Origin of the sequence: Microbacterium sp. 77mftsu3.1 (assembly GCF_900100525.1) — a bacterium.
Taxonomy (GTDB): domain Bacteria; phylum Actinomycetota; class Actinomycetes; order Actinomycetales; family Microbacteriaceae; genus Microbacterium; species Microbacterium aquilitoris.
In genome coordinates this window covers 405,832-427,010 of the sequence record NZ_FNCR01000003.1, presented here as the reverse complement: position 1 = coordinate 427,010, position 21,179 = coordinate 405,832, and the positions used below count along the sequence as shown (strand labels likewise).

Genomic DNA, 21,179 nt, shown 5'->3' with positions numbered 1-21,179 from the left:
GGCGATGACGAGGGCGCTGGAACTCGCGGCATCCGCCCCCGCCCACGGTGATGTCCCCGTCGGCGCGGTGGTCACGCGGGCGGGCGAGGTCATCGGCGAGGGTCGCAATCTGCGCGAGCGCGACGGCGACCCCCTCGCGCATGCCGAGATCGTCGCGCTGCGGGCCGCGGCATCCGCTCTGGGGTCCTGGAACCTCGAGGACTGCACCCTCGTCGTCACCCTCGAGCCGTGTGTCATGTGCGCCGGGGCGATCCTGCAGACGCGCGTCGGCCGGGTCGTGTTCGGTGCCTGGGATGAGAAGGCCGGCGCCGCCGGATCGGTCCACGATCTGCTGCGCGACCGCAGGATGCCGCACCGCGCCGAGGTCCTGGGCGGCGTGCGGGCCGAGGAGGGTGCGACGCTCCTGCGCGCGTTCTTCGACGAGAAGCGCTGATCCCGCGCGTCAGTCGGACGAGCTGAGGATGATCGCCTCGGTCGGAGGGGCGGGGGATGCCGGCGACCCGATGTACCCCGTCAGTTCGAGCAGCGCGCGACGGAACACCGCGGGACGCTCGAGGTGCGGCGTGTGGCCGACGCCGGGGAGCGCGAGCTCGGTGGCGACACCCCCGGCATCCGTGTAGCGGCGCAGGACCTCACGGGTCTGCGACACCATCGGCTGGGCGGGCGCAATATCGGCGCCGGGCCAGTCCGGCAGGATGCCGAGCGCGCCGAGGTGGTTCGGGTCGGAGAAGGATGCGTCCGACACGATCGGGTCGAGGACGCCGCGCACCCACAGGATGGTCGGCTTGACGGGCAGCTCGACGATCGCCGACACGTCGAAGTTCGACGGCGCGAGCGCGTTGAGCACGCCGAAGCGGCCCGGGGCGTATCCGGGCCAATGCGGGCTGGTGACGGCCTCGCCGGGGTAGTTGCCGGTCGCCGTCGAGGTCGACAGCATCGCCTCGACCCACAGGTCCTCGTGCTCGGTGGTGAAACCTTCCGCCACGAAGGACGAGCGGAAGATGCTCCGCGGCGAGCTGGGGGACTCCTCGTCGGATTCGCGGGCGTTGAGTCGGCGCACGAACTCCGCGTTCGCCATGCCCGCGCCGCAGCCGGCGTCGTCGTCGGTCAACCGGGTGCCGTCCAGGCGCGTGCCGCCGAGCCCGTAGGGCGAGATGGGGGACTCGAGCAGGATCGTCCGCACGGGGTGGTCGAGGGCGAACTGCAGAGCGACCGCTCCGCCGAGATCCCAACCGACGAGATGCGGTGCGTCGATGCCGAGCTCTGCCAGCGCGACGGCGACGTCGTCGCTGAGGTCGCGGACGCCGCGGCTCGCGTCGACCGGCATGTGCTCCGTGCCGCCGAACCCGCGCAGATCGACCGCGACGACGCGGAACTCCGCAGGCAGGTCCTGCATGAGCTCCTGCCAGACGAGGGCGGAGGAGAGCCCGCCGTGCAGGAGGACGACGGTGCGGTCGGGCGCGGTGCCGGGGTCGTCGCCGGTGCGCTCGAGGATGTTGACGCCCAGGCGGTCCGTGTCGATGATGCGGGACGAGATTCCGTCGAGGAGGGTCATGACCCGATGATAGGCGGCCGCCGCATCCATGCCGAGGGCGTCGATGACAGGATGGGTCCATGACGCACCACCTCCCGCCCGTCGCCATTCTCGGAGCAGGTTCGATGGGGGGTGCGATCGCCCAGGGCATCTCACGCTCGGGAGAAGCATCGTCGGTCGTGGTGACCAACCGCACCGCCGCCAAGGCCGGCGAGCTCGACGGGCTCGACGCCGTCACCAGCGTGGCGCTGGTGGACGAGCCGAGCGCGAACACGGATGCCGCGGCATCCGCCGACATCGTCCTCATCGGGGTGAAGCCCGCCATGGTGCCCGACGTGCTGCGCGAGATCGCGGGCGCGCTGCGCCCCGGGACGATCGTGGTGAGCCTCGCGGCGGGTGTCACGATCGACACCTTCGAAGCGATCGTCGGCCCCGGCATCCCCGTCATCCGTTCGATGCCGAACACACCGGCCGTCGTCGGAAAGGCCGTCACGGGCCTCGCTGCCGGATCGACCGCGACGCCCGAGCACGTCGCCCTCGTGCGGCGGCTGTTCGAGACGTGCGGCGTCGTGATCGAGGTTCCCGAGGCGCAGATCGACGCGCTCTCGACGATCTCGGGGTCGGGCCCGGCCTACGTGTTCCTGCTCGTCGAGGCCCTCACCGAAGCCGCGCGCGGCAAGGGGTTCGACGAGGCCGATGCGCGGCTCATGGCCGAGCAGACCTTCATCGGGGCGACCGCGCTGCTCGCGGCATCGGGGGAGGATCCCGCCGAGCTCCGCCGCCGCGTCACGAGCCCGAAGGGGACGACCGAGCGCGCCATCGGGGTCCTGCAGACGGGGAACCTCGACGGTCTCTTCGCGCAGGCGACGGATGCCGCGCTGGCCCGCGCGCGCGAGCTGGCGACCGGCGTCTGAGGCCGGCGCTCAGGCGTCGCCGAGGGTGAGGTCCTCGGCCGTCGTCCGCTCGCTGAGCACCGCGGTGTGGTCGGCCCGGCCGACGACGCGGCGAACGGCGAACAGGATGGCTGCGCCGACCGCCGCCGACACCGCAGCGGCCGCGTAGGGGGCGCCGACGCCGTACACCGCGAGGGCGGTGCCGACGGGTGCGCCGATGGCGCCGCCGAAGAAGCGGAATCCGGAGTAGGCCGAGCTCGCGACGGCACGCGGCAGGGTCGTCGCCTCCATCGCCGCTTCGGTGAGGATCGTGTTCACCGCGCCGATCTCGACGCCGAGGAGCACGACGCAGACGACGAGCAGGGGACGCGAGCCTGCGCTGAGCGAGGCGGCGACGTGGGTCGCGGCGAAGGCGACGAGGAACCAGAACAGCACCCAGACGACCGAGTACCGCTTCGTCAGGCGGGGGGCGATGAGCACGCCGGCGATCGCGAGGCCGATGCCGAAGCCCATCATGACCAGGCCGATCCCGACGGCCGGCAGCTCGAGGGCGTAGGGCGTGTACGACAGTGTGACGAAGAAGCCGGCGTTGTAGAGGAAGGCGACGACGCTGATCGCGAGCAGCCCCTTGTCGGCGAAGGCGCGGAAGGGCGCGCCGATCGAGCTGCGCTGCGCGGCGTGCCCGGGGTCGCGGACGAGGGTGAGGAGGGCGACGACGCCGACGGCGAGGAGGGATGCGGTTCCCCAGAACGCCGCGAACCAGCCGATCTCGCCGAGCAGGCCACCCACGAGCGGGCCGACGGCCAGCCCGATGCCGAGTGCGGCCTCGTAGAAGATGACGGCGTGCTCGCTGCGTCCGCCGGAGGCCGAGACGATCGACGCGAGTGCGGTCGAGAGGAACAGCGCGTTGCCGAGGCCCCACACAGCGCGGCAGGCGATCAGGGCGCCGATGGTCGGAGACAGCGCGCAGCCGACGGCGGCGAGGGCGATGACCGAGAGCCCCAGGATCATGACGGCGCGCGTGCCGATACGTGTCGACAGCCAGCTCGTGAAGAACATAGCCGAGGCCGTCACGGCGAGGTAGCTCGTGAACAGGAACGACGTCTCGACGGGGGCGGCGTGCAGCGTGGCTGCGACCGTGGGCAGGATGGGGCCGACGAGCCCGATCCCCATGAACGCGATCATCGCGGCGAAGGCGATGGCCCAGACGGCGGGCGGCTGCGAGAGCAGGCGCGGAGCGGTGGTCTCGGGGGCGGTCGAGGTGGTTCCGGTGTCGAGGGCGGTCATTCGTCCAATTGTACACCGATGATTTACTAGTGAACTAATTAGGTGTGCACGGCTACAGTGGACCCGTGACCGAGCGCGCCGACCTGATCGACCGCATCCGCGCCGCCTGGGCGTCGTCGATGCCCGAGATGGACACGTCTCCCATCGATGTCTGGGGGAGGCTCAACCGCACGAGCGCGCTCGCGACCGCGCAGATCGAACGCCTCCTCGCCGACAGCGGCGTCTCCCGCTCCGAGTTCGACGTCCTCTGCGCCCTGGCCCGCATGGACCGACCCCTGCGGGCGAGCGAGGTGACAGCCGAGACGATGCTCAGCGGGGCGGCGACGACGAAGCTCACGACGCGACTCGAGTCGGTCGGGCTGCTGCGCCGCGAGCGCTCCGACCGGGACGGCCGAGCCGTCCAGCTGTCGTTGACGGATGCCGGCCGTGCCGTCGTGGAACGCGAGATGCCCCGTGCCCTCGCTCACGACGAGCGGCTGCTCGACGGATTCTCGCCCGCCGATCGCGACGCCCTCGCGGGCCTCCTCGCGCGCCTCCTCGCCAACGCGCAGCGCGAGATCTGACCGAGGTCCTCAGCGGTCGAGCGACGCGAACCGCTCGATGTCGGAGTTCGTCCCCGACACGATGATGAGGTCGTGGTTGGTCACGACGGTCGTCGCTTCCGCGTACCGGAAGGGCTTGCCGGGGCTCTTCACGCCGACCACGGTCACGTTGTACTTGGAACGGACTCCGGACTCGTTCAGGCCGACGCCGCGGATGAAGCGCGGCGGGTACATCTTGGCCAGCACGAAGTCGTCGTCGAAGCGGATGAAGTCGAGCATCCGGCCGCTCACGAGGTGGGCGACGCGCTCGCCGGCCTCGCGCTCGGGGTAGATCACGTGGTTCGCGCCGACGCGGGCGAGGATCTTGCCGTGCGACTGCGAGACCGCCTTCGCCCAGATCTGCGGGACCTTGAGGTCGACGAGGTTCGCCGTGATGAGGACGGATGCCTCGATCGAGGACCCGACCGCGACGACGGCGACCTGGAAGTCCTGTGCGCCGATCTGCTTCAGCGCATCGATGTTGCGCGCGTCGGCCTGAACGGCGTGCGTGACGCGCTCCGACCACTTCTGCACGAGGTCGAGGCTGTCGTCGATCGCGAGGACATCACGATCGAGACGGTCGAGTTCGCCGGCGCACGCGGCGCCGAAGCGACCGAGTCCGATGACGAGGACGGGCGAATCGCTGCGCAACTGCTCAACCAACGATGGGCCTCTCCACGGGCAGCGCATAGTGCTGCGTTCGATTGGTCGCGGCCACCGCCGCGGCGAGTGTCACTGTACCAACGCGCCCCATGAACATCGTCAGGGCCATGACGAAGACGGCGGGGTCGGGGAGTTCCTGCGTCAGCCCCGTCGACAGGCCGACCGTCGCGAAGCCCGACACCACGTCGAAGAGCACCTCGTCGAGCGGCGCTTTCGTCAGGTGGGCGATGGTGATCGTCGACAGGGCGACGATCGTCGCGCCCCACGCGACGACCGAGAGGGCGACCCGCTGCACGTCGCTCGGGATGCGGCGTCCGAACGCCGAGACGCTCGGGCGGCCCTTCGCCTCGGACCACACCGCGAGTGCGAGGACGGCGAGCGTGGTGACCTTGATGCCGCCCGCCGTCGACGCGGATCCGCCGCCGACGAACATGAGCATCGACCCCACGACGAGCGAGGATTCGTGCATCTCGCCGATGTCGATGATCGAGAATCCGCCCGAGCGTGTCATGGCCGACAGGAACAGCGCCTGGAACGTCGTGTCCCAGGCATCCATCGTCCCGAAGGTCTTCGGATTGCCGTATTCCAGGATCACGAAGGCGACGGCGCCGGCGAAGAACAGGACGACCGTGGTGATCAGCGTCAGCTTGACGTGGATCGACCATTTGCGCAGGTGCCACTGGTGCTTCCAGAGTGCGTAGATGACCGGGAAGCCGATCGACCCGAGGAAGACCCCCGCCATGAGGACGGTGAGGAGCAGGTAGTTCTGGGCGAAGGGCGCGAGCCCCTCGGCGTTCGGCGCGAAACCGGTGTTCGTGAAGGCCATCGCCGCGTAGTACGGCGCCTCCCAGAGCGCGGTGACGGCGTCGACCCCGCTCGCCAGCAGCAGCGGGTAGAGGAGGATCGCGAGGGCGGCTTCGATGACGAGGGTCGAGAGCGCGACCGTGGCGAGCAGCTGACCGACCTCGCCCAGGCGCACGGCCTGGCCCTCGTTGACCGGGCCGCCGTGCGCGCGCATCGGGTTGCTGTCGCCCGCGGCGAGGAGCTTGGCCCGGAGTCCGAGTCGCTTGGAGATCACGAGGCCGAGGATCGAGGCGAGAGTCAGCACGCCGAGGGCGCCGACGTTGACGCCGATGAACACGACGACGTGACCGAGGGGCGACCAGTGGGTCGCCATGTCGACGGTCGAGAGGCCCGTGACGCAGATCGTCGAAACCGCCGTGAACAGCGCGTCGGGGAGCGGGGTCACCCGGCCGTCCGAGGCCATGATCGGCAGCGAGAAGAGAGCGGTGAAGACGAGGATCAGCGCCGAGAAGATGAGGACGGCGAACCGGGACGGCGATGCCGTGGCCAGGTCGCGCATCGCGGAGGACGCGCGGCGATGCCACGCCGGTCCGCGCCGTCGGGCGCGCTCGTCGACGGATAAGCCCGTCATCCGCGCCCCTTCCTCGTTCGGATCGTTGTCATGGTACTCCCGCGCGCGGGCGGGCTAACCTAATGCCATGGCGGACATCTTCGACGTGATCGCCGACGGAACCCGTCGGGACATCCTGCAGTTGCTCCGCGAGCGCGGGGCGTCCGGGGGTAACGGGACGAGCGTCTCGCAGATCGTCACCGCGCTCGGCGTCAGCCAGCCGACCGTGTCGAAGCACTTGAAGGTACTGCGCGAGGCATCCCTCGTCTCCGTCCGCGAGGACGGCCAGCACCGGTACTACAGCCTGTCGCCCGAGCCGCTCGACGCGGTCGACGATTGGCTCTTCCCGTTCTTCGCGGTCGCCGACGACGAATATGCCGCCGGCGCGACGCTGACGGAGGGAGCGGCGCACGCCGCCGAGGTCGTGGGGCGGGCCGCCGCGTCGGCCAAGCACGCGGTCACCAGCGTCTTCAACAAGCTGCCGGGTCGCTGACCCGCCTTCCGTCACACCGGTCACACAGGTTTACAGGCGTCCCAGCGAACCCCTAATGTGGAGGGACTCGCGGGGATGAAAAATTCAAAGGGGACACACATGTCGGACATCTCGGATGTGCGCTTTCTCACGGTCGCCGAGGTCGCAGACCTCATGCGCGTCTCGAAGATGACCGTCTATCGACTGGTGCACTCCGGCGAGCTCCCCGCTGTCCGCTTCGGTCGCAGCTACCGCGTCCCCGAGACGGCCGTCACCGCAGCGTTGCAACGTCCCATCGCCGACGTCGGCTAGACTGATCCGAGGCATTTTTCGTTCTGCCGTTCCCGGACGCCGATATCGGGCGTCCAGACCCCTACTTAGTGAGGTTTACCGTGGGTTCAGTCATCAAGAAGCGCCGCAAGCGCATGGCGAAGAAGAAGCACCGCAAGCTGCTTCGCAAGACTCGCCACCAGCGCCGCAACAAGAAGTAAGCGGCATCGCACACCAAGCGCCCCCGTCCGGTCAGCCGGTCGTCGGGGCGCTTCGTGTTGCGTCCGGGGCATCCATTCCCGGGTGAGAATGGATGCCGTGACCGCACTCACCCTCATCTCGAAACCCGACTGCCACCTCTGCGACGTCGCGCGCGAGATCGTCGACACCGTCGTCGCCGATCTCCCCGAGGGGCAGGTCGAGGTCCGGGAGCTGTCGATCGCCGACGACGCCGAGCTGTATTCGAGGTGGTGGGAGAAGATCCCGGTGGTCCTCATCGACGGAGATCTGCACGCCCACTGGCGACTGTCTGCGGATCGCCTCCGCGCCGCCCTGGCCGAGAAGGACCGCGCATGATCCGGCACACGGTCATCTGGCGGATGGCCGCCGACGACGCCGAGACGAGAGCGGAGCACGCGGCCGAGGTCGCGCGCCTCCTCGAGGGCCTGGTCGGCGTCATCCCCGTCATCCGCTCGCTCAGCGTCGGCGTGAACGTCGCCGTGCCCGAGAGCAACGCGGACGTCGCTCTCGTCATCGACCTCGATGACCTCGCCGCGCTGGATGCCTACCAGACGCACCCCGCTCACCAGGAGGTCGCCGGCTACATCCGCAGCGTCACCGGTGACCGCCTAGCGGTCGACTTCGAGGTCTGAGGTCGCTAGCGGGTCTGCCGAGGCGTCGCGACGACGGGAACCGGCCGGACGGCGATGCGGACCCGCTCGCCGAACTGGAGCCTCTCGTCGGCCGCATGCTGCAGGCGGACGAGCGACCCGTCGTCGGTGCGCACGAGTGAGCGGCGGATGCTGCCGAGGAACATGCTCTCCTCGACGACGGCGCCCACACCTGATCCGGCACCGACCAGATGAACGTGCTCGGGACGGAGCAGGACGTCGACCTCCCCGTCGGGGACGTCGCTCTGGAGCGGCACATCCGTCCCCCACACGGTGGCCGTGCCGCCCGCGGCGACGCCGGGCACCGAGCTCGACAGCCCGATGAACGCGGCCACGCGGGGTGTGGCGGGTCGGAGATAGAGCTCTTCGGGGGACCCGATCTGCTCGATGCGCCCGGCATCCATGACGGCGATGCGATCCGACACCGCGAGGGCCTCCTCCTGGTCGTGCGTCACGAAGACGGTCGTGGTGCCGAGGCGGAGCTGGATGCGCCGGATCTCGTCGCGCAGTTGGACGCGGACCTTGGCGTCGAGGGCCGACAGCGGCTCGTCGAGCAGGAGGACCCGGGGCTCGGTCACGAGCGCGCGAGCGAGCGCCACGCGCTGCTGCTGCCCGCCCGAGAGCTGGTGGGGGTAGCGGTCTGCGAGGTGGTCGAGGCCGACCAGCTCGAGCGCTTCACCGGCCCGGCGACGCGCAGCCCGGGCATCCACTCGGCGTCGGCGGAGCCCGAAGGCCACGTTGTCGCGCACGCGCAGGTGGGGGAAGAGCGAGTAGGCCTGGAACACCATGCCGATGTCGCGCTTGTTCGTCGGCGTCCGCGAGACGTCGGTTCCGCCGAACGAGACGGTTCCCGCCGTGGCGTCCTCGAGGCCGGAGATCACGCGCAGCGCGGTCGTCTTGCCGCACCCGGACGGCCCCAGGAGCGACACGAACTCGCCCGGTGCGATGTCGAGGTCGACGCCGTGCAGCACCCGGGTCGGACCGTAGTCCTTCACGATGCCGCGCAGCGCCACGCGGGTGCCGTCGCCGGCGGCGGCGAGCAGGTGGTTGTCCGCGGTCTGGGGCAGAGCGCGGGCAGCGGGTGTCACGTCGAGAGTCATGAGGTCTTCCTTCCGGCGCCGACGCGTCCCGCGCGGCCGATGATGAGCAGGAGCCCGAAGGCGAAGGCGAGCGCCAGCAGGGTGAAGATCGCGGAGGCCCAGGCATCCTGCTTGTTGACGAGGACGAGTCCCGTCTGCAGCACCTGCCGGTTCAGCAGCGAGGCGATCGTGAACTCGCCGAGGACGACGGCGACCGTCATGAGGGATGCCGCCAGCAGCCCCTGCCGCAGGTTCGGCGCGATGACGCGGATCAGGACCGCCGGCCAGCTCGCGCCGAGCGTGCGCGCCGCCTCGGCGAGCGTCCGAAGGTCGACGGCGTCGATCGAGGCCTGGATCGACCGGTAGGCGAAGGGGAGGACGATGATGCCGTAGGCGAAGGCGAGACTCCACGTCCCGGTGCCGAACGTCCTGCCGATCGCGAGGTAGATGGGTGCCAGACCGACCACCAGGACGATGGCCGGGATGGTGATCGGCAGCAGGGCGAAGAACTCGAACACCCGTCGGAGAGCGGGGTAGCGCAGGGCGACGAGCACCATCGTGGGCGCGAGGACGACGAGGACGATCGCGACCGTCACCACCGCGAGGACGAGGGAGTTGACCAGGCCCGCCCAGACGGGCACGTAGGCCGCGGCGCGGGCCGGGTCAAACAGCGCGGTCCAGCGGTCGAGCGTCAGGCTGCCGTCGGCGGCGGTCAGGGTGAACAGCAGGGTCGCTGCGAACGGGACAGCGAACACCGCTCCGACGAGGATGCCGATGGTCCACCGTGTCGCCCGGGAGGGGGCGAGGGGCGAGCGGGTCATGCCTGCCACCTCGAGGCCCGCCGCTGGACCAGGTTGTAGACGACCATCGCCGCCGCGACGACCAGGATCATGCCGAGCGCGAGCGACCCCGCGAGGTTCTCGCGGCCGAGCACGGTCTCGCTCGTGAGCGCGGTGCGGATCTGCAGCGGCACGATCGACGAGCCCTGGCTGGCGAGTGCGGCTGCCGTCGCGTAGGACGAGAACGCGTTCGTGAACAGCAGGAGGAAGCTCGCGAGGAACGAGGGGGCGAGGACGGGGAAGCCGACGTGTGCCCAGAAGCCGGCGCGCGTGCCGCCGAGGGTCATGTGCGCTTCGGCCCACTGGGGGCGGAGGGCGGCGAGGGCCGGCATGAACGTGAGGACCATGAGCGGCACCTGGAAGATGATGTACGCGGGGATGAGGCCCGGCAGTCCGTAGATCCAGGCGCCGTCCGCGAAGATGTCGATTCCCAGAGCGCCGGCGATCAGGCGGGTGATGACACCCTGCGTGCCGAGCGTCGCGACCATCACGAAGGCGAGCATGACGCCGCCGAACTGCGCGAGGACACCGGATGCCGCATCCACCGCGGCGCGGATCACTCCGGTCTCGGGCAGCCCCAGCAGAGCGAAGCAGACGAGCGATCCCACGATCGCGCCGATGGCCGCGGTGAGCAGCGAGACCCAGGTCGAGTTCCAGAACGTCTCGGTGATCACCGGATCGACGAGGGCGGTCAGGTTGTCCCACGTGAACGCCCCGGTGCCGTCCTGGAAGCCCGTGACGACGGCGAGGACGGTGGGGAGGAGGAGGAACAGGGCGAGGTAGGCGAGGAAGGGGACGAGGCCCAGCCATGACCATCCGATCCGCCGCGAGCGGGGGAGCGGGGAGCCCGTGACCGGGCTCCCCGCGGGGGCAACAGCGGTCACTGGACCGCGGCCGCCCATTCCTTGCCGAGGAGCGTGCCGGCCTCGGTCGACTGATCCTCGCTGGGGACGACCGTGTCGGCGGGGGCCTTCGGGAGCTTCGCGGCGAGGTCGGCGTCGATCGTGCCGGCCTTCGTCATCGCCTCCATGCGGACGGGACGTGCCCCGCCCTTGAGCCAGAGGTTCTGCACCTCGTCGCTGTAGAGGAACTCCTCCCACAGCCGCGCGGCGGCGGGGTGGGGGGCGTCGGCGTTGATGGCCTGGTTGTAGTAGCCGGCATAGCCCACGCCGTCGAACACGACCGTCTTCCAGGTGGGGACGTCGGCGGAGTGCGCCGAGTTCAGGTAGTCCCAGTCGAAGACGACGGGCGTCTCACCGCTCGCGACGGTGGCGCTCGTGACGTCGAGCTTCAGCATATTGCCGGCCTTGTCGAGCTTCGAGAAGAAGTCGATCCCCGGCTGGAAGTCGTCGAGCGACCCGCCGGACTGCACGGTAGCGAGCCCGACGGCGGCGAAGGCGGCACCGGCCTGCGTCGGGTCGCCGTTGATGGCGACCGAGCCGCGGAACTCCGAGCTCAGCAGGTCGCTGAGCTGCGTCGGCGCGGCGAACTTCGAGGAGTCGTACCCGACCGACATGTACCCGCCGTAGTCGCCGACGAACAGGCCCGTCGACTCCTTCAGCTCCGCAGGGATGTCGTCCCAGGTCTGGACCTTGTACGGCGCGAAGCGGTCGGTGTTCTGGAGGGCGACGGTCAGGCCCAGGTCGAACACGTCGGGCGCGGTGTCGAGGCCCTCGTTGGTCTTGGCCGCGGTGATCTCCTCGGCGCTCGAGAAGTCGGGCGACTGCTCGGTGACGGTGATCTCGGGGTAGCGCTTGGTGAACAGGTCGAGGATCTCGCCGTAGTTGGCCCAGTCGCGGGGGAGGGCGATGACGTTCAGGGCGCCCTCGGCCTTGGCCGCCGCCTCGAGCTTGTCGAAGCCGCCGAGGTCGCTGACGCTCTTCGCGGTCGCCGCGGCGGGCTTGGCGCCGGAGGCGTTCTCGGCGCCGGTGGCACCGGCGCAGCCGGCCAGGGACAGCGCGGCGATGGTGGTGAGGGCGAGCGTGACGGCTCGCCGCCGGGACATGCGGGACATGCGTTTCCTCTCGGGTGTTCCGGCGTCCGCGGATGCGGGGCGCCGGGGGGAACGAGGGGAAGCTACGTCCGGCCGATGACCCGAGGACTCCCGATGCGTGAACGGTCGGTGACGTTACGTCGACGGCTCCGCGTCGTCGTCCCGCAGGATCGGGATCGCGTTCGTGAAGGTGCTCGCGCGTCGCTCGGCCTCGGCGCTGCCCGTGAACAGTCCGTCACCGGTGGGCGTCGGGTCGGTGGGCGTCCGGGGTGCGGGGGCTGCGGCATCCGTCATCAGGACGCGCTGGACCGGCAGGGCCTGCGGCATCGATTCCTGCACCCACGCGACCATGGCCTCGCGGACGAGGCAGCGGAGGTCGAACAGGGTCGGTGCATCCTTCGCCGTGACGAGGATGCGGACGCGGACGTAGCCGGCGACGGCATCCGTCACCTGCAGGACCGACGTCCGTCCGTCCCACAAGTCGGTGCGCTCGAGGACCTGCCGCAGGTGCGCGCGCATGAGGGCGGGCGAGACGTTCCAGTCGAGGTCCATCTCGACGGCGCCGAGGAGCTCCGATCCCTTGCGAGTCCAGTTCTCGAAGGGGGTCGTCGTGAAGTACGTGCACGGCAGGACCAGGCGTCGGTCGTCCCACAGGTCGAGGACGACGTAGCTCAGGGTGATCTCGCCGACTCGGCCCCACTCGCCGTCGGCGACCACGACGTCATCGACCCGGAGGGCGTCGCTGAAGACGATCTGCAGACCCGCGAACACGTTGGCGAGCACGGACTGCGCGGCGAGGCCCGCGACGATCGAGGCGATGCCCGCGGACGCGAGCACGCTCGCCCCGATCGCGCGGACCGAGTCGAACGTCAGGAGCACGGCGCCGATCCCGATGATGACGATGATCGCGATCGCCAGACGCCGGACGACGAGGGTCTGCGTGCGGATGCGGCGGGCCACCCGGTTGTCGGGCACGTCGATGCGGTACCGCCCGAGCGCCACGTCGGTGGCGACGACGACCAGCGAGGCCAGCAGCCACGCGCTCGCCGCGATGATGAGGATCGTCAGGATCTGGCCCAGGATGCCGCGCCACGTCTCGTCGGGGAATGCCACCCGGACGGCGACCCAGAGCGCGACCACGAGCAGCAGCAGCCGGAACGGAGCGCGGGACTGCCGGCTCAGGACCCCCGCCCATCGCCGGCGACGCGCGACGACCGCCAGCACGATCGTCGCGATGACGGCGACGACGATCGCGACGCCGATACCGACGACGACCGCGATCCCGAAGTCCACCCATCCATCCCACATACCGCTGATCCTTCCGTCGGAGAGTCAGCCACCATACGACAACCGCCCGGCCGGAGCCGAGCGGTTGCCGAGAGTGCGGGGTGCCGTGTTACGGGGCGAGGCGCGTGGGTCCGCGGAAGAGGTACGTGACCTCGCGGATCGAGTCCTGGCCGAGTAGCAGCATCAGCACGCGGGCGAGGCCCATGCCGAAGCCGCCGTGCGGCGGCGCGCCGAAGCGGAAGAAGTCGAGGTAGAAGTCGAGGTGCTCGGGGTCGAGACCCTTCTCCTTGGCCTGCTCGATCAGGACGTCGACGCGGTGCTCGCGCTGCGCGCCGGTGGTGATCTCGACGCCGTTGAAGAGCAGGTCGTACGACTTCGTCAGCCCGGTCTCCTCGTCACGCATGTGATAGAACGCGCGGATCTCGGGGTGGTAATCGGTGATGAAGACGAACTGGTGACCGTAGGTCTCCTGCACGTGCGCCGCGATCTGACGCTCGCCCTCGGGGTCGAGGTCGCCGTCGGTGCGGGGGATCTCGTACCCGCGCGCTGCGACGATCTCGCGCGCCTCGGCGAGCGGGATGCGCGGGAACGGCAGCTCGGGGACGACCACGTCGATGTCGAAAAGGGCCTTGATCTCGTCGCCGTGCTTGTCGGCGACGGCGCGGATCGCGGTCTGCAGGAGCTCCTCCTGCATGCGGGCGACGTCCTCGTGCGAGTCGATCCAGCTGATCTCGGCGTCGATCGAGGTGAACTCGGTCGCGTGGCGCGAGGTGAACGAGGGGTCGGCGCGGAAGGCGGGCGCGATCTCGAAGATCTTGCCGAAGCCGGCGACCTGGGCCATCTGCTTGAAGAACTGCGGGCTCTGCGCGAGGTAGGCCGTCTTGTCTTCGAAGTAGGGCACCTCGAAGAGTTCGGCGTTGGACTCCGACGGCGAGGCCATGAGCTTGGGGGAGTGGACCTCGATGTAGTCGCGCTCCACCCAGTAGGTGCGCATCGCGTGCTCGAGGGTCGTCTGGATGCGGAAGACGAGGTTGTTACGACGCTGGCGCAGGTCGATGAAGCGCCAGTCCATGCGCTTGTCGAGGCCGGAGTCCGCCGCGATCGGCGTCTCGGGCAGAGCGGCGGCCGCGATGTCGAGCCCGCCGATCTTGATCTCGACGCCGCCGAGCTTGACCCGCTCGTCGTGCTTGAGCTCACCGGTCGCGGTGAGGAAGGTGCCGGTCGACAGGTTGGAGATGAGGTCCGTCAGCGCCAGGGCCGCGGCATCCTGCTCACTGCCGTCCTCGGCGGGGCGCGTCGCGGGATTGACGAGCTGCACGGCGCCCGTCTCATCGCGCAGGATGACGAACTGCACCTTCTTCTGGTCGCGGACGGTCTCGACCCATCCGGAGACCGAGACGGGGCCGTCTTCACGGGACTGCAGCTGCTGGACGAGGGTGCGTTCACTCACGAGGGTCGAGTCTACCCGGCGCCCAGGTTCCGAAACCTCCCGCCCCGTAGGCTGACCCGACGGGGGGCCCGGCCGGGCATCCGATCACCGAGGGCGAGAGAGCACCCGATGACCGTTGTGAACATTGCCGCCACCTCCTCCTCGGGTGGCGGGTCGTGGCTGTCGGCCCTGGCCGACTGGCTCGTGATGCTGATGGAGACGATCGGGCCCGCGGGCGCGGCCATCGCCGTCGGCCTCGAGAGCCTCTTCCCGCCGATCCCCAGTGAGGCGGTGCTACCCGTAGCCGGTCTCGCCGCGTCGCGTGGGTCGTTCACCCTCGCCGAAGCGATCGGCTGGACCACCTTCGGGTCGCTCGCCGGCGCGTACATCCTCTACGTGCTCGGCCGCGTGCTCGGCGCGGAGCGTCTCACGCGCGTCGCCGAAAAGCTGCCTCTCATGAAGGGGGAGGACGTCACCAAGACGGTCGCCTGGTTCGAGCGGCACGGCTCGGTCGCGGTCTTCTTCGGCCGGATGGTGCCGCTGTTCCGCAGCCTCATCTCGATCCCGGCGGGCGTCTCGAAGATGCCCTGGTGGAAGTTCGGGCTCCTGACGACGGCCGGCAGTCTCATCTGGAACTCGATCTTCGTGCTCGCGGGATTCTTCCTCGGCGAGAACTGGCACATCGTCGAGCAGTACGCCGGCGTCTTCCAGAACATCGTGATCGTCGTCGTCGTCGCCCTCATCGCGTGGTTCCTGTTCATCCGCATCCGCGCTGCCGTCCGTCACCGCCGGGAGTCGACGGAGGATGCCGCCGGTTGAGGCCCCGCATGCGGCCGGCGCTCAGGCCCTGCATAGGACCCCCTCACGTAGACTGAAGGCGTGCCTGCCGCCCGCCTCCATCTCGTGCGCCACGGGGAGGTCCATAACCCCGACCGCGTGTTGTACGGGCGACTTCCGGGCTTCCACCTCAGCGAGGACGGTCAGGACATGGCCCGTGCCGCGGCCGAGCACCTGAAGGCGCAGGGGCGTCCCGTCAAGTCGCTCGTCTCGTCCCCGCTCGAGAGGGCCCGCGAATCCGCCGCCCCGATCGCGGAGCTCTTCGGGCTGACCCCCGTGATCGATGCCCGTGTGCTCGAGCCGACGAACGTCTTCGAGGGGAAGCGGATGCGGAGCGCACTGCGCAACCCGCTCAACTGGTGGCACCTGCGCACTCCCGCGCTGCCGAGCTGGGGAGAGGCCTACCTCGAGGTGGTCGAGCGCATGCAGGCGGCGATGCGCGACGCGTGGAACCGCACGCCCTCGGGCGACGCGGTGATCGTCTCGCACCAGCTCCCGATCTGGATCACGCACCTGTCCGTCGCAGGACTCCCGCTCCGTCACGACCCGCGTCGCCGCCGGTGCGACCTGTCGAGCATCACGAGCTTCGAGCTCGACGGCGACGTCTGGCGCGAAGTCGACTACGCCGAGCCGGCCCCGACCGCCGGCGCTGTGGACGTGGGGGCCGTATGAGACGCCGCATCCTCGCCGCCGTCGCGGCTCTGACGCTCGTCGCGGGTCTCGCAGCCTGTTCGAGTGAGAACGACAACCTCTCCGACCTGTACCGCGAAGGCAACACGCAGGGCTTCATCTCGAGCGACGGTCGCGTCGAGACGATCCCCGCCGCTCAGCGCGGGGACGCCCTGTCGTTCACGGGCACGAGCACCGACGGGTCGGAGATCTCGAGCACCGACTTCGCGGGCGACGTCGTCGTCCTCAACTTCTGGTACGCCGCCTGCGGTCCGTGCCGGGCGGAGGCACCCGTCCTCGAGCAGACCTATCAGGACACGAAGGGCGACGGAGCCCATTTCCTCGGCGTCAACATCTACGACGGTCCTGAGCAGGCGACCTCCTTCGACGAGACGTACAAGATCACCTACCCGTCGATCCTCGCCCGTGGCGACGTCGACCTGAAGCTCGCATTCGCGGACTGGACCTCGCTCCAGGCGGCACCGACGACGCTCGTCGTCGACCGCAAGGGCCGGGTGGCCGCACGACTGTTCGGTCAGCTGCCCGATGCGACCACGCTCCGCGAGCTCGTCGACGACACCCTGGCGGAGAAGGGATGAACCCCGGTTCAATCGTGGTCGACGGGTCGCTGTGGATCGCGATCCCGATCGCGGCCCTTGCCGGACTCGTCTCCTTCCTCTCGCCGTGCGTGCTGCCGCTCGTCCCCGGGTACCTCGGCTTCCTCGGCGGGGCGATGACCCCTCGCGCCTCACGGGTGACATCGACGGATGCCGCCGCCACCGCCCCGGCGGGAGCCGCGACGCGGACCCGCGTCGATGCGCCGGCCCGCGGACGCCTCCTGCTCGGGGTCGCCCTCTTCATCGCCGGGTTCACCGTCATCTTCCTGATGATGGGCGTGTTCGCCGGTACCCTCGGACGTCTCTTCATCGAGTACCAGGACCTCATCACCCGCATCCTGGGTCTCGTCGTGATCGCGCTCGGACTGGTCTTCGTCGGCGTCTTCGGCTTCGCGCAGAAGATCTATCGTCCGCAGCTCACGCAGAACCTCGGCATCCTCGGCGCCCCGCTGCTGGGTGTCGCCATGGGGATCGGCTGGGCGCCGTGCATCGGCCCCACGCTCGCGGCGATCCTGACGATGGCCTACAGCCAGGCGGACCCCCTCCGGGCCGGGACGCTGGCGGTCGCCTACTCCCTCGGACTCGGGCTCCCGTTCGTCCTCCTCGCGCTCGGCGCGGGCTGGGCGACACGCTCCGTCTCGTTCGTGCGCCGCCACATCCGGACGGTCAACATCGTCGGTGGCGTCCTGCTGGTCGCGCTCGGGGTCCTCATGGTGACCGGAGTGTGGACGACGCTCATCTCGAACTTCCAGGGGGTGATCGGTGGTGTCCCGACCTTCTTCTGACCGTTCCGGCGCGACGGCCGTCGACGGACCGCTCCGACCGAGCGACCACCTCGACAAGACGGGCGAGCGGGGCGCGGCCGACGACGGCTCGCCGACTCAGCCCGTGCTCGGCATCGTCGGCTGGCTGCGGTGGGGCTGGCGGCAGCTGACGAGCATGCGGACGGCCCTCGTGCTGCTGCTGCTGCTCGCCATCGCGGCGATCCCGGGATCGCTCGTGCCGCAGCGCAGCGCCGACCCGAACGGCGTCACCCAGTGGCGGGCCACCAACCCCGACCTCTACCCGACCTTCGAGACGCTCCAGCTCTTCGACGTCTACTCGTCGGTGTGGTTCTCGGCGATCTACATCCTCCTGTTCATCTCCCTCATCGGCTGCGTGCTGCCGCGCACCAAGCACCACTGGAAGGCGTTGCGCGCCCGCCCGCCGCGCACCCCCGCGCGCCTGTCCCGCCTGGACGACCACGTCGAGTCGCGCGTCGCCGTTCCCGAGGGTGAGGATGCCGCGGGTCACGCGGCGCACGCGGTCGACCTCGCCGAGGCGCAGCTGCGCTCGGCCCGTTACCGCGTCGAGCGGTACGACCGGAACGGCGTCGCCTCGGTCTCCGCCGAACGCGGCTACCTCCGCGAGACCGGCAACCTGATCTTCCACGGCGCCCTGGTGGGAGTGCTCCTCTCGGTCGGCATCGGCGGCGGGTTCACCTACACCGGTCAGACGGTCATCACCGAGGGCGACGGCTTCGTCAACTCGCTCGGCCTCGGCTACACCTCTTTCAACCCGGGCCGTTTCGTCGACACCGAGGCGCTGACGCCGTACTCCATCACCCTCGACCGCTTCGACGTGACCTACGCGCCGCCGCCGTCGGGGCAGGCGGGCGACTTCGCCGCTCACGTGACGACGCGCTTCCCCGGGCAGAAGGCCGAGGATCAGGTCATCGAGGTGAACCACCCGATCACCATGGCGGGCGACCGTGTCTACCTCATGGGCAACGGCTACGCTCCGACGATCACCGTCCGCAACGGCTCGGGCGACGTCGTCTTCAGCGAGTCGGTGCCGTTCCTGCCGCAGAGCCCCACGATGACCTCGTCGGGCGTCGTCAAGATCCCCGACACCGGCGGTGAGCAGCTCGGCCTCGTCGGCTTCTTCTACCCGACGGTCGCCACGCTCCAGAGCGGCGCCCTCACCTCGGCGTACGGCGACCTCGTCGACCCGCGCCTGACGTTCTTCGTCTACGAGGGTGACCTCGGCATCGACAACGGCGATGCGCGCTCCGTCTATGCGCTCGACACCGACGGCATGACCGAGATCGCCGGGCGCAACGCCGACACCCCGTCGCTCGAGCTCTCGCCGGGGCAGACCGTCCAGCTGCCGGGCGGCCGCGGCAGCGTGACCTTCGAGGACGAGACGAAGAACGGCGCCGCGGAGTCGGTGAAGCGCTACGTCTCGCTGTCGATCCACAACGACTCGAGCGCCCCGTGGGTGCTCGCGTTCGCGATCCTCGCGATGGTCGGTCTCTTCACGGCCCTGTTCGTCCCGCGCCGACGCATGTGGGTGAAGGCGACCCCGGACGGCGACGCCGTGACGCTCGAGTACGCGGGACTGGCCCGCGGCGAGGATCCTGCGATCGCGATCGCGGTCGCCGATCTCGCCCGGCGGCACGGCAGGGTGCTCGATGACGAACCGGCATCCGCCCCGGCCGTCCCCGCGAACGTAAACTGAACCCACCCATCTCCTCCGGAGGACCCTCATGTCGTTCGATGACATCTCCGTGCTGCTGCTGTGGACCGCGATCGCGATCTACACGCTCGGCTTCCTCGCGTTCACCGTCGACCTCGCGCGCCGTTCCGAGCTGGCCATCAAGGCGCAGGACGCGAAGGCGCGCACGCTCGTCGCGGCCGGCGGCGGTGGTCAGACTATCGACGAGATCCACGCCGAGGAGGCGGCCGCCAAGGTCGCCCTCGAAGCCGCGCCGTCGAAGCGCGGCCGCTACCTGTTCGCGCGCCTCGGCGTCGTGCTGACGATGATCGGCTTCCTCTTCCACGTTGGCGCTGACGTCACCCGCGGCATCGCCGCCGGCCGTGTGCCGTGGTCGAACAACTACGAGTTCGCCCTCACCGGCACGATGCTCGTCGTGATGGTGTTCCTCACCGTGCTCGTGAAGTACGACCTCCGCTTCCTCGGCGCCTTCATCAACGGCCTCATCGTCATCCTCCTCGGCGGTGCCGCCCTGGCCTACTACGTCGAGGTCGTCCCGCTGTCGGACCCGCTGAAGAGCGTCTGGCTCGTCATCCACGTCTTCGTCGCCTCGCTCGCGTCGGCCTTCTTCGCACTCGCGTTCGCCCTGTCGATCGTGCAGCTCCTCCAGTCGCGACGGGAGCGCATCGCTCTCGCGGCCGTCGGGTCGGATGCCGCACCCCGCACCCGGCTGCCGTTCCTGCGGACGCTGCCCAGCGCCGAGGTGCTCGAGTCCCTCGCCTACCGCTTCGCGATCATCGGCTTCGTCCTCTGGACCTTCACCCTCATCGCCGGGGCGATCTGGGCGAACGACGCGTGGGGCCGCTACTGGGGCTTCGACACCAAGGAAGTCTGGACCTTCGTGATCTGGGTGGTCTACGCCGGCTACATCCACGCGCGGGCGACCCGCGGGTGGCGGGGGACGCGGTCGGCCTGGTTGTCGATCGTCGGGTTCACCGCCGTGCTGTTCAACTTCACGATCGTGAACCAGTTCTTCCAGGGGCTGCACTCCTACAGCGGCCTGCCCAGCTGATCCCGTGACCGTCATCCCCGCCACCGTCGTGACCTACCCCGATGGGGAGCTCACGGGAACGGCCGACGTCGTCCACATCGCGCCGTTGCCCGACGGGCGTTCCGGAGTCGTGCTCGACCGCACCCCGTTCCACCCCGTCGACACGGCGTGGCCCGACCAGCCCGCCGACATCGGGGTGCTGCGGACGGCCGCGGGCGACGTGCCGGTGCTCGCGACGCTGACGGGCGGCATCCACGACGGCGCGCTCGTCATCGGCCCCGACCTGCCCGTCCGCATGGGGACGGAAGGGTGGACCTTCGTCGTCGTCCACGTCGTCGAGGGGGCCGCGCCCGCCGTCGGGGAGAGCGTCGCCGCTCACGTCGACCCCGAGCTGCGCGCTGCGCTGTCCGCCGGGCACACCGCCTGCCACCTGGCATCCCTCGCCCTGGACGCCGCGCTCGAGGACGCCTGGACGAAGCAGGTGCCGACGGATGCCGCGGGTCGTCCCGCGTTCGACATGCTCGCCATCCAGACGTCCCGCATCACCCCGTACGGCTCCACCGACGTCTACCGCATCGGCAAGTCGCTGCGGAAGAAGGGGTTCGACCCCGCTGCGCTGGCTGACCTTCGAGCCGTCGAGGCGCGCGCCGACGCGACCCTCGCCGAGTGGGCGGGCGCGCCGGGAGCCATCGGCATCCATCGCGACGACCACACGCTTGCGGGCCGACGTACCTGGCGCTGCGAGCTGCCCGAGGGCGCCGTCGAACTGCCGTGCGGCGGGACGCATCTGACATCCCTGGCGGGCATCGAGGCGATCACCGTGGCGCTCGCGTTGACCGAGGTCCCGGGCGGCCTCGAACTCGTCATGACGACGACGATCCGCCTCGCCGGCTGAGTCG

At 69.9% G+C, this 21,179-nt stretch carries 25 protein-coding genes; 15 read left to right on the top strand and 10 right to left on the bottom strand.

Translation table 11 applies throughout. The annotated features are described in order from the left end of the window. Positions 1-4 precede the first annotated feature (4 nt). Positions 5-433 carry a tRNA adenosine(34) deaminase TadA gene (gene tadA, locus BLR68_RS10650; RefSeq protein WP_018186835.1) on the top strand — a complete coding sequence of 143 codons (429 nt, stop codon included), beginning with the start codon at positions 5-7 and terminating at the stop codon, positions 431-433. Positions 434-442: 9 nt separating this feature from the next. Here the strand turns inward: tadA and BLR68_RS10645 are convergent, their stop codons facing one another. Further along, positions 443-1,555, bottom strand: coding sequence for an alpha/beta fold hydrolase (locus BLR68_RS10645; RefSeq protein ID WP_026302858.1), 1,113 nt, complete (start codon positions 1,553-1,555; stop codon positions 443-445). A gap of 59 nt (positions 1,556-1,614) precedes the next feature. Here BLR68_RS10645 and proC point away from each other — a divergent pair, with 59 nt between their 5' ends. Continuing rightward, on the top strand, positions 1,615-2,448 hold the full coding sequence (gene proC / locus BLR68_RS10640; RefSeq protein WP_018186837.1) for a pyrroline-5-carboxylate reductase: 834 nt from the start codon (positions 1,615-1,617) through the stop codon (positions 2,446-2,448). Positions 2,449-2,457: 9 nt separating this feature from the next. Here proC and BLR68_RS10635 read toward each other — a convergent pair whose 3' ends face one another. Further along, the gene (locus BLR68_RS10635; RefSeq protein ID WP_018186838.1) at positions 2,458-3,714 is read right to left on the bottom strand and encodes an MFS transporter; all 1,257 of its coding nucleotides are present in this window, start codon (positions 3,712-3,714) and stop codon (positions 2,458-2,460) included. Between the two features lie 65 nt (positions 3,715-3,779). On the opposite strand from BLR68_RS10635, the gene BLR68_RS10630 reads away from it, so the two are divergent. Then, positions 3,780-4,277, top strand: coding sequence for a MarR family winged helix-turn-helix transcriptional regulator (locus BLR68_RS10630; protein WP_018186839.1), 498 nt, complete (start codon positions 3,780-3,782; stop codon positions 4,275-4,277). Positions 4,278-4,286: 9 nt separating this feature from the next. Here BLR68_RS10630 and BLR68_RS10625 read toward each other — a convergent pair whose 3' ends face one another. Continuing rightward, the gene (locus BLR68_RS10625) at positions 4,287-4,985 is read right to left on the bottom strand and encodes a potassium channel family protein (protein ID WP_371130025.1); all 699 of its coding nucleotides are present in this window, start codon (positions 4,983-4,985) and stop codon (positions 4,287-4,289) included. Continuing rightward, complete coding sequence (locus tag BLR68_RS10620; RefSeq protein ID WP_018186841.1) at positions 4,951-6,393, bottom strand: TrkH family potassium uptake protein; 1,443 nt, start codon at positions 6,391-6,393, stop codon at positions 4,951-4,953. Before BLR68_RS10620 ends, BLR68_RS10625 begins: the two co-directional genes overlap by 35 nt. A 67-nt stretch (positions 6,394-6,460) precedes the next feature. Between BLR68_RS10620 and BLR68_RS10615 the strand changes: the two genes are divergently transcribed. From BLR68_RS10615 to BLR68_RS10595, 5 genes are all read left to right on the top strand, one after another. Beyond that, on the top strand, positions 6,461-6,865 hold the full coding sequence (locus BLR68_RS10615) for an ArsR/SmtB family transcription factor (protein ID WP_018186842.1): 405 nt from the start codon (positions 6,461-6,463) through the stop codon (positions 6,863-6,865). A gap of 99 nt (positions 6,866-6,964) precedes the next feature. Next, positions 6,965-7,156: a helix-turn-helix domain-containing protein gene (locus BLR68_RS10610; protein ID WP_018186843.1), complete on the top strand. Its 192-nt coding sequence runs from the start codon at positions 6,965-6,967 to the stop codon at positions 7,154-7,156. 80 nt (positions 7,157-7,236) lie between these two features. After that, positions 7,237-7,335, top strand: coding sequence for a 30S ribosomal protein bS22 (locus BLR68_RS10605; RefSeq protein WP_003792170.1), 99 nt, complete (start codon positions 7,237-7,239; stop codon positions 7,333-7,335). A gap of 97 nt (positions 7,336-7,432) precedes the next feature. Next, positions 7,433-7,690, top strand: coding sequence for a glutaredoxin family protein (locus BLR68_RS10600; RefSeq protein WP_018186844.1), 258 nt, complete (start codon positions 7,433-7,435; stop codon positions 7,688-7,690). Next, positions 7,687-7,986, top strand: coding sequence for a Dabb family protein (locus BLR68_RS10595; RefSeq protein ID WP_018186845.1), 300 nt, complete (start codon positions 7,687-7,689; stop codon positions 7,984-7,986). Before BLR68_RS10600 ends, BLR68_RS10595 begins: the two co-directional genes overlap by 4 nt. A gap of 5 nt (positions 7,987-7,991) precedes the next feature. Here the strand turns inward: BLR68_RS10595 and BLR68_RS10590 are convergent, their stop codons facing one another. From BLR68_RS10590 to aspS, 6 genes are all read right to left on the bottom strand, one after another. After that, complete coding sequence (locus BLR68_RS10590; protein ID WP_018186846.1) at positions 7,992-9,104, bottom strand: ABC transporter ATP-binding protein; 1,113 nt, start codon at positions 9,102-9,104, stop codon at positions 7,992-7,994. After that, positions 9,101-9,904: an ABC transporter permease gene (locus BLR68_RS10585; RefSeq protein ID WP_018186847.1), complete on the bottom strand. Its 804-nt coding sequence runs from the start codon at positions 9,902-9,904 to the stop codon at positions 9,101-9,103. Before BLR68_RS10585 ends, BLR68_RS10590 begins: the two co-directional genes overlap by 4 nt. Then, positions 9,901-10,806, bottom strand: coding sequence for an ABC transporter permease (locus BLR68_RS10580; RefSeq protein WP_051082807.1), 906 nt, complete (start codon positions 10,804-10,806; stop codon positions 9,901-9,903). The genes BLR68_RS10585 and BLR68_RS10580 overlap by 4 nt, the downstream gene beginning before the upstream one ends. Further along, positions 10,803-11,936 carry an ABC transporter substrate-binding protein gene (locus BLR68_RS10575; protein WP_018186849.1) on the bottom strand — a complete coding sequence of 378 codons (1,134 nt, stop codon included), beginning with the start codon at positions 11,934-11,936 and terminating at the stop codon, positions 10,803-10,805. Before BLR68_RS10575 ends, BLR68_RS10580 begins: the two co-directional genes overlap by 4 nt. A gap of 114 nt (positions 11,937-12,050) precedes the next feature. Then, positions 12,051-13,223, bottom strand: coding sequence for a mechanosensitive ion channel family protein (locus tag BLR68_RS10570; protein ID WP_018186850.1), 1,173 nt, complete (start codon positions 13,221-13,223; stop codon positions 12,051-12,053). 88 nt (positions 13,224-13,311) lie between these two features. Beyond that, complete coding sequence (gene aspS, locus BLR68_RS10565) at positions 13,312-14,652, bottom strand: aspartate--tRNA(Asn) ligase (protein WP_018186851.1); 1,341 nt, start codon at positions 14,650-14,652, stop codon at positions 13,312-13,314. 108 nt (positions 14,653-14,760) lie between these two features. On the opposite strand from aspS, the gene BLR68_RS10560 reads away from it, so the two are divergent. The 7 genes from BLR68_RS10560 to BLR68_RS10530 are packed head-to-tail and all read left to right on the top strand — an operon-like array spanning position 14,761 to position 21,175. Then, positions 14,761-15,450 (top strand): DedA family protein, encoded by a 690-nt coding sequence (locus BLR68_RS10560; RefSeq protein ID WP_026302860.1) that lies wholly within the window; start codon positions 14,761-14,763, stop codon positions 15,448-15,450. A 60-nt stretch (positions 15,451-15,510) separates the two neighbouring features. Next, positions 15,511-16,140, top strand: coding sequence for a histidine phosphatase family protein (locus BLR68_RS10555; RefSeq protein ID WP_026302861.1), 630 nt, complete (start codon positions 15,511-15,513; stop codon positions 16,138-16,140). Next, on the top strand, positions 16,137-16,736 hold the full coding sequence (locus BLR68_RS10550; protein WP_018186854.1) for a TlpA family protein disulfide reductase: 600 nt from the start codon (positions 16,137-16,139) through the stop codon (positions 16,734-16,736). Before BLR68_RS10555 ends, BLR68_RS10550 begins: the two co-directional genes overlap by 4 nt. Beyond that, positions 16,733-17,539 (top strand): cytochrome c biogenesis CcdA family protein, encoded by an 807-nt coding sequence (locus BLR68_RS10545; RefSeq protein ID WP_018186855.1) that lies wholly within the window; start codon positions 16,733-16,735, stop codon positions 17,537-17,539. The genes BLR68_RS10550 and BLR68_RS10545 overlap by 4 nt, the downstream gene beginning before the upstream one ends. Further along, a complete protein-coding gene (locus BLR68_RS10540) occupies positions 17,517-19,253 on the top strand; it encodes a cytochrome c biogenesis protein ResB (RefSeq protein WP_018186856.1) in 1,737 nt (578 codons plus the stop codon). The genes BLR68_RS10545 and BLR68_RS10540 overlap by 23 nt, the downstream gene beginning before the upstream one ends. 28 nt (positions 19,254-19,281) lie before the next feature. After that, on the top strand, positions 19,282-20,301 hold the full coding sequence (gene ccsB / locus BLR68_RS10535; protein WP_018186857.1) for a c-type cytochrome biogenesis protein CcsB: 1,020 nt from the start codon (positions 19,282-19,284) through the stop codon (positions 20,299-20,301). Between the two features lie 4 nt (positions 20,302-20,305). Beyond that, positions 20,306-21,175 carry an alanyl-tRNA editing protein gene (locus tag BLR68_RS10530; RefSeq protein WP_018186858.1) on the top strand — a complete coding sequence of 290 codons (870 nt, stop codon included), beginning with the start codon at positions 20,306-20,308 and terminating at the stop codon, positions 21,173-21,175. Positions 21,176-21,179 lie beyond the last annotated feature (4 nt).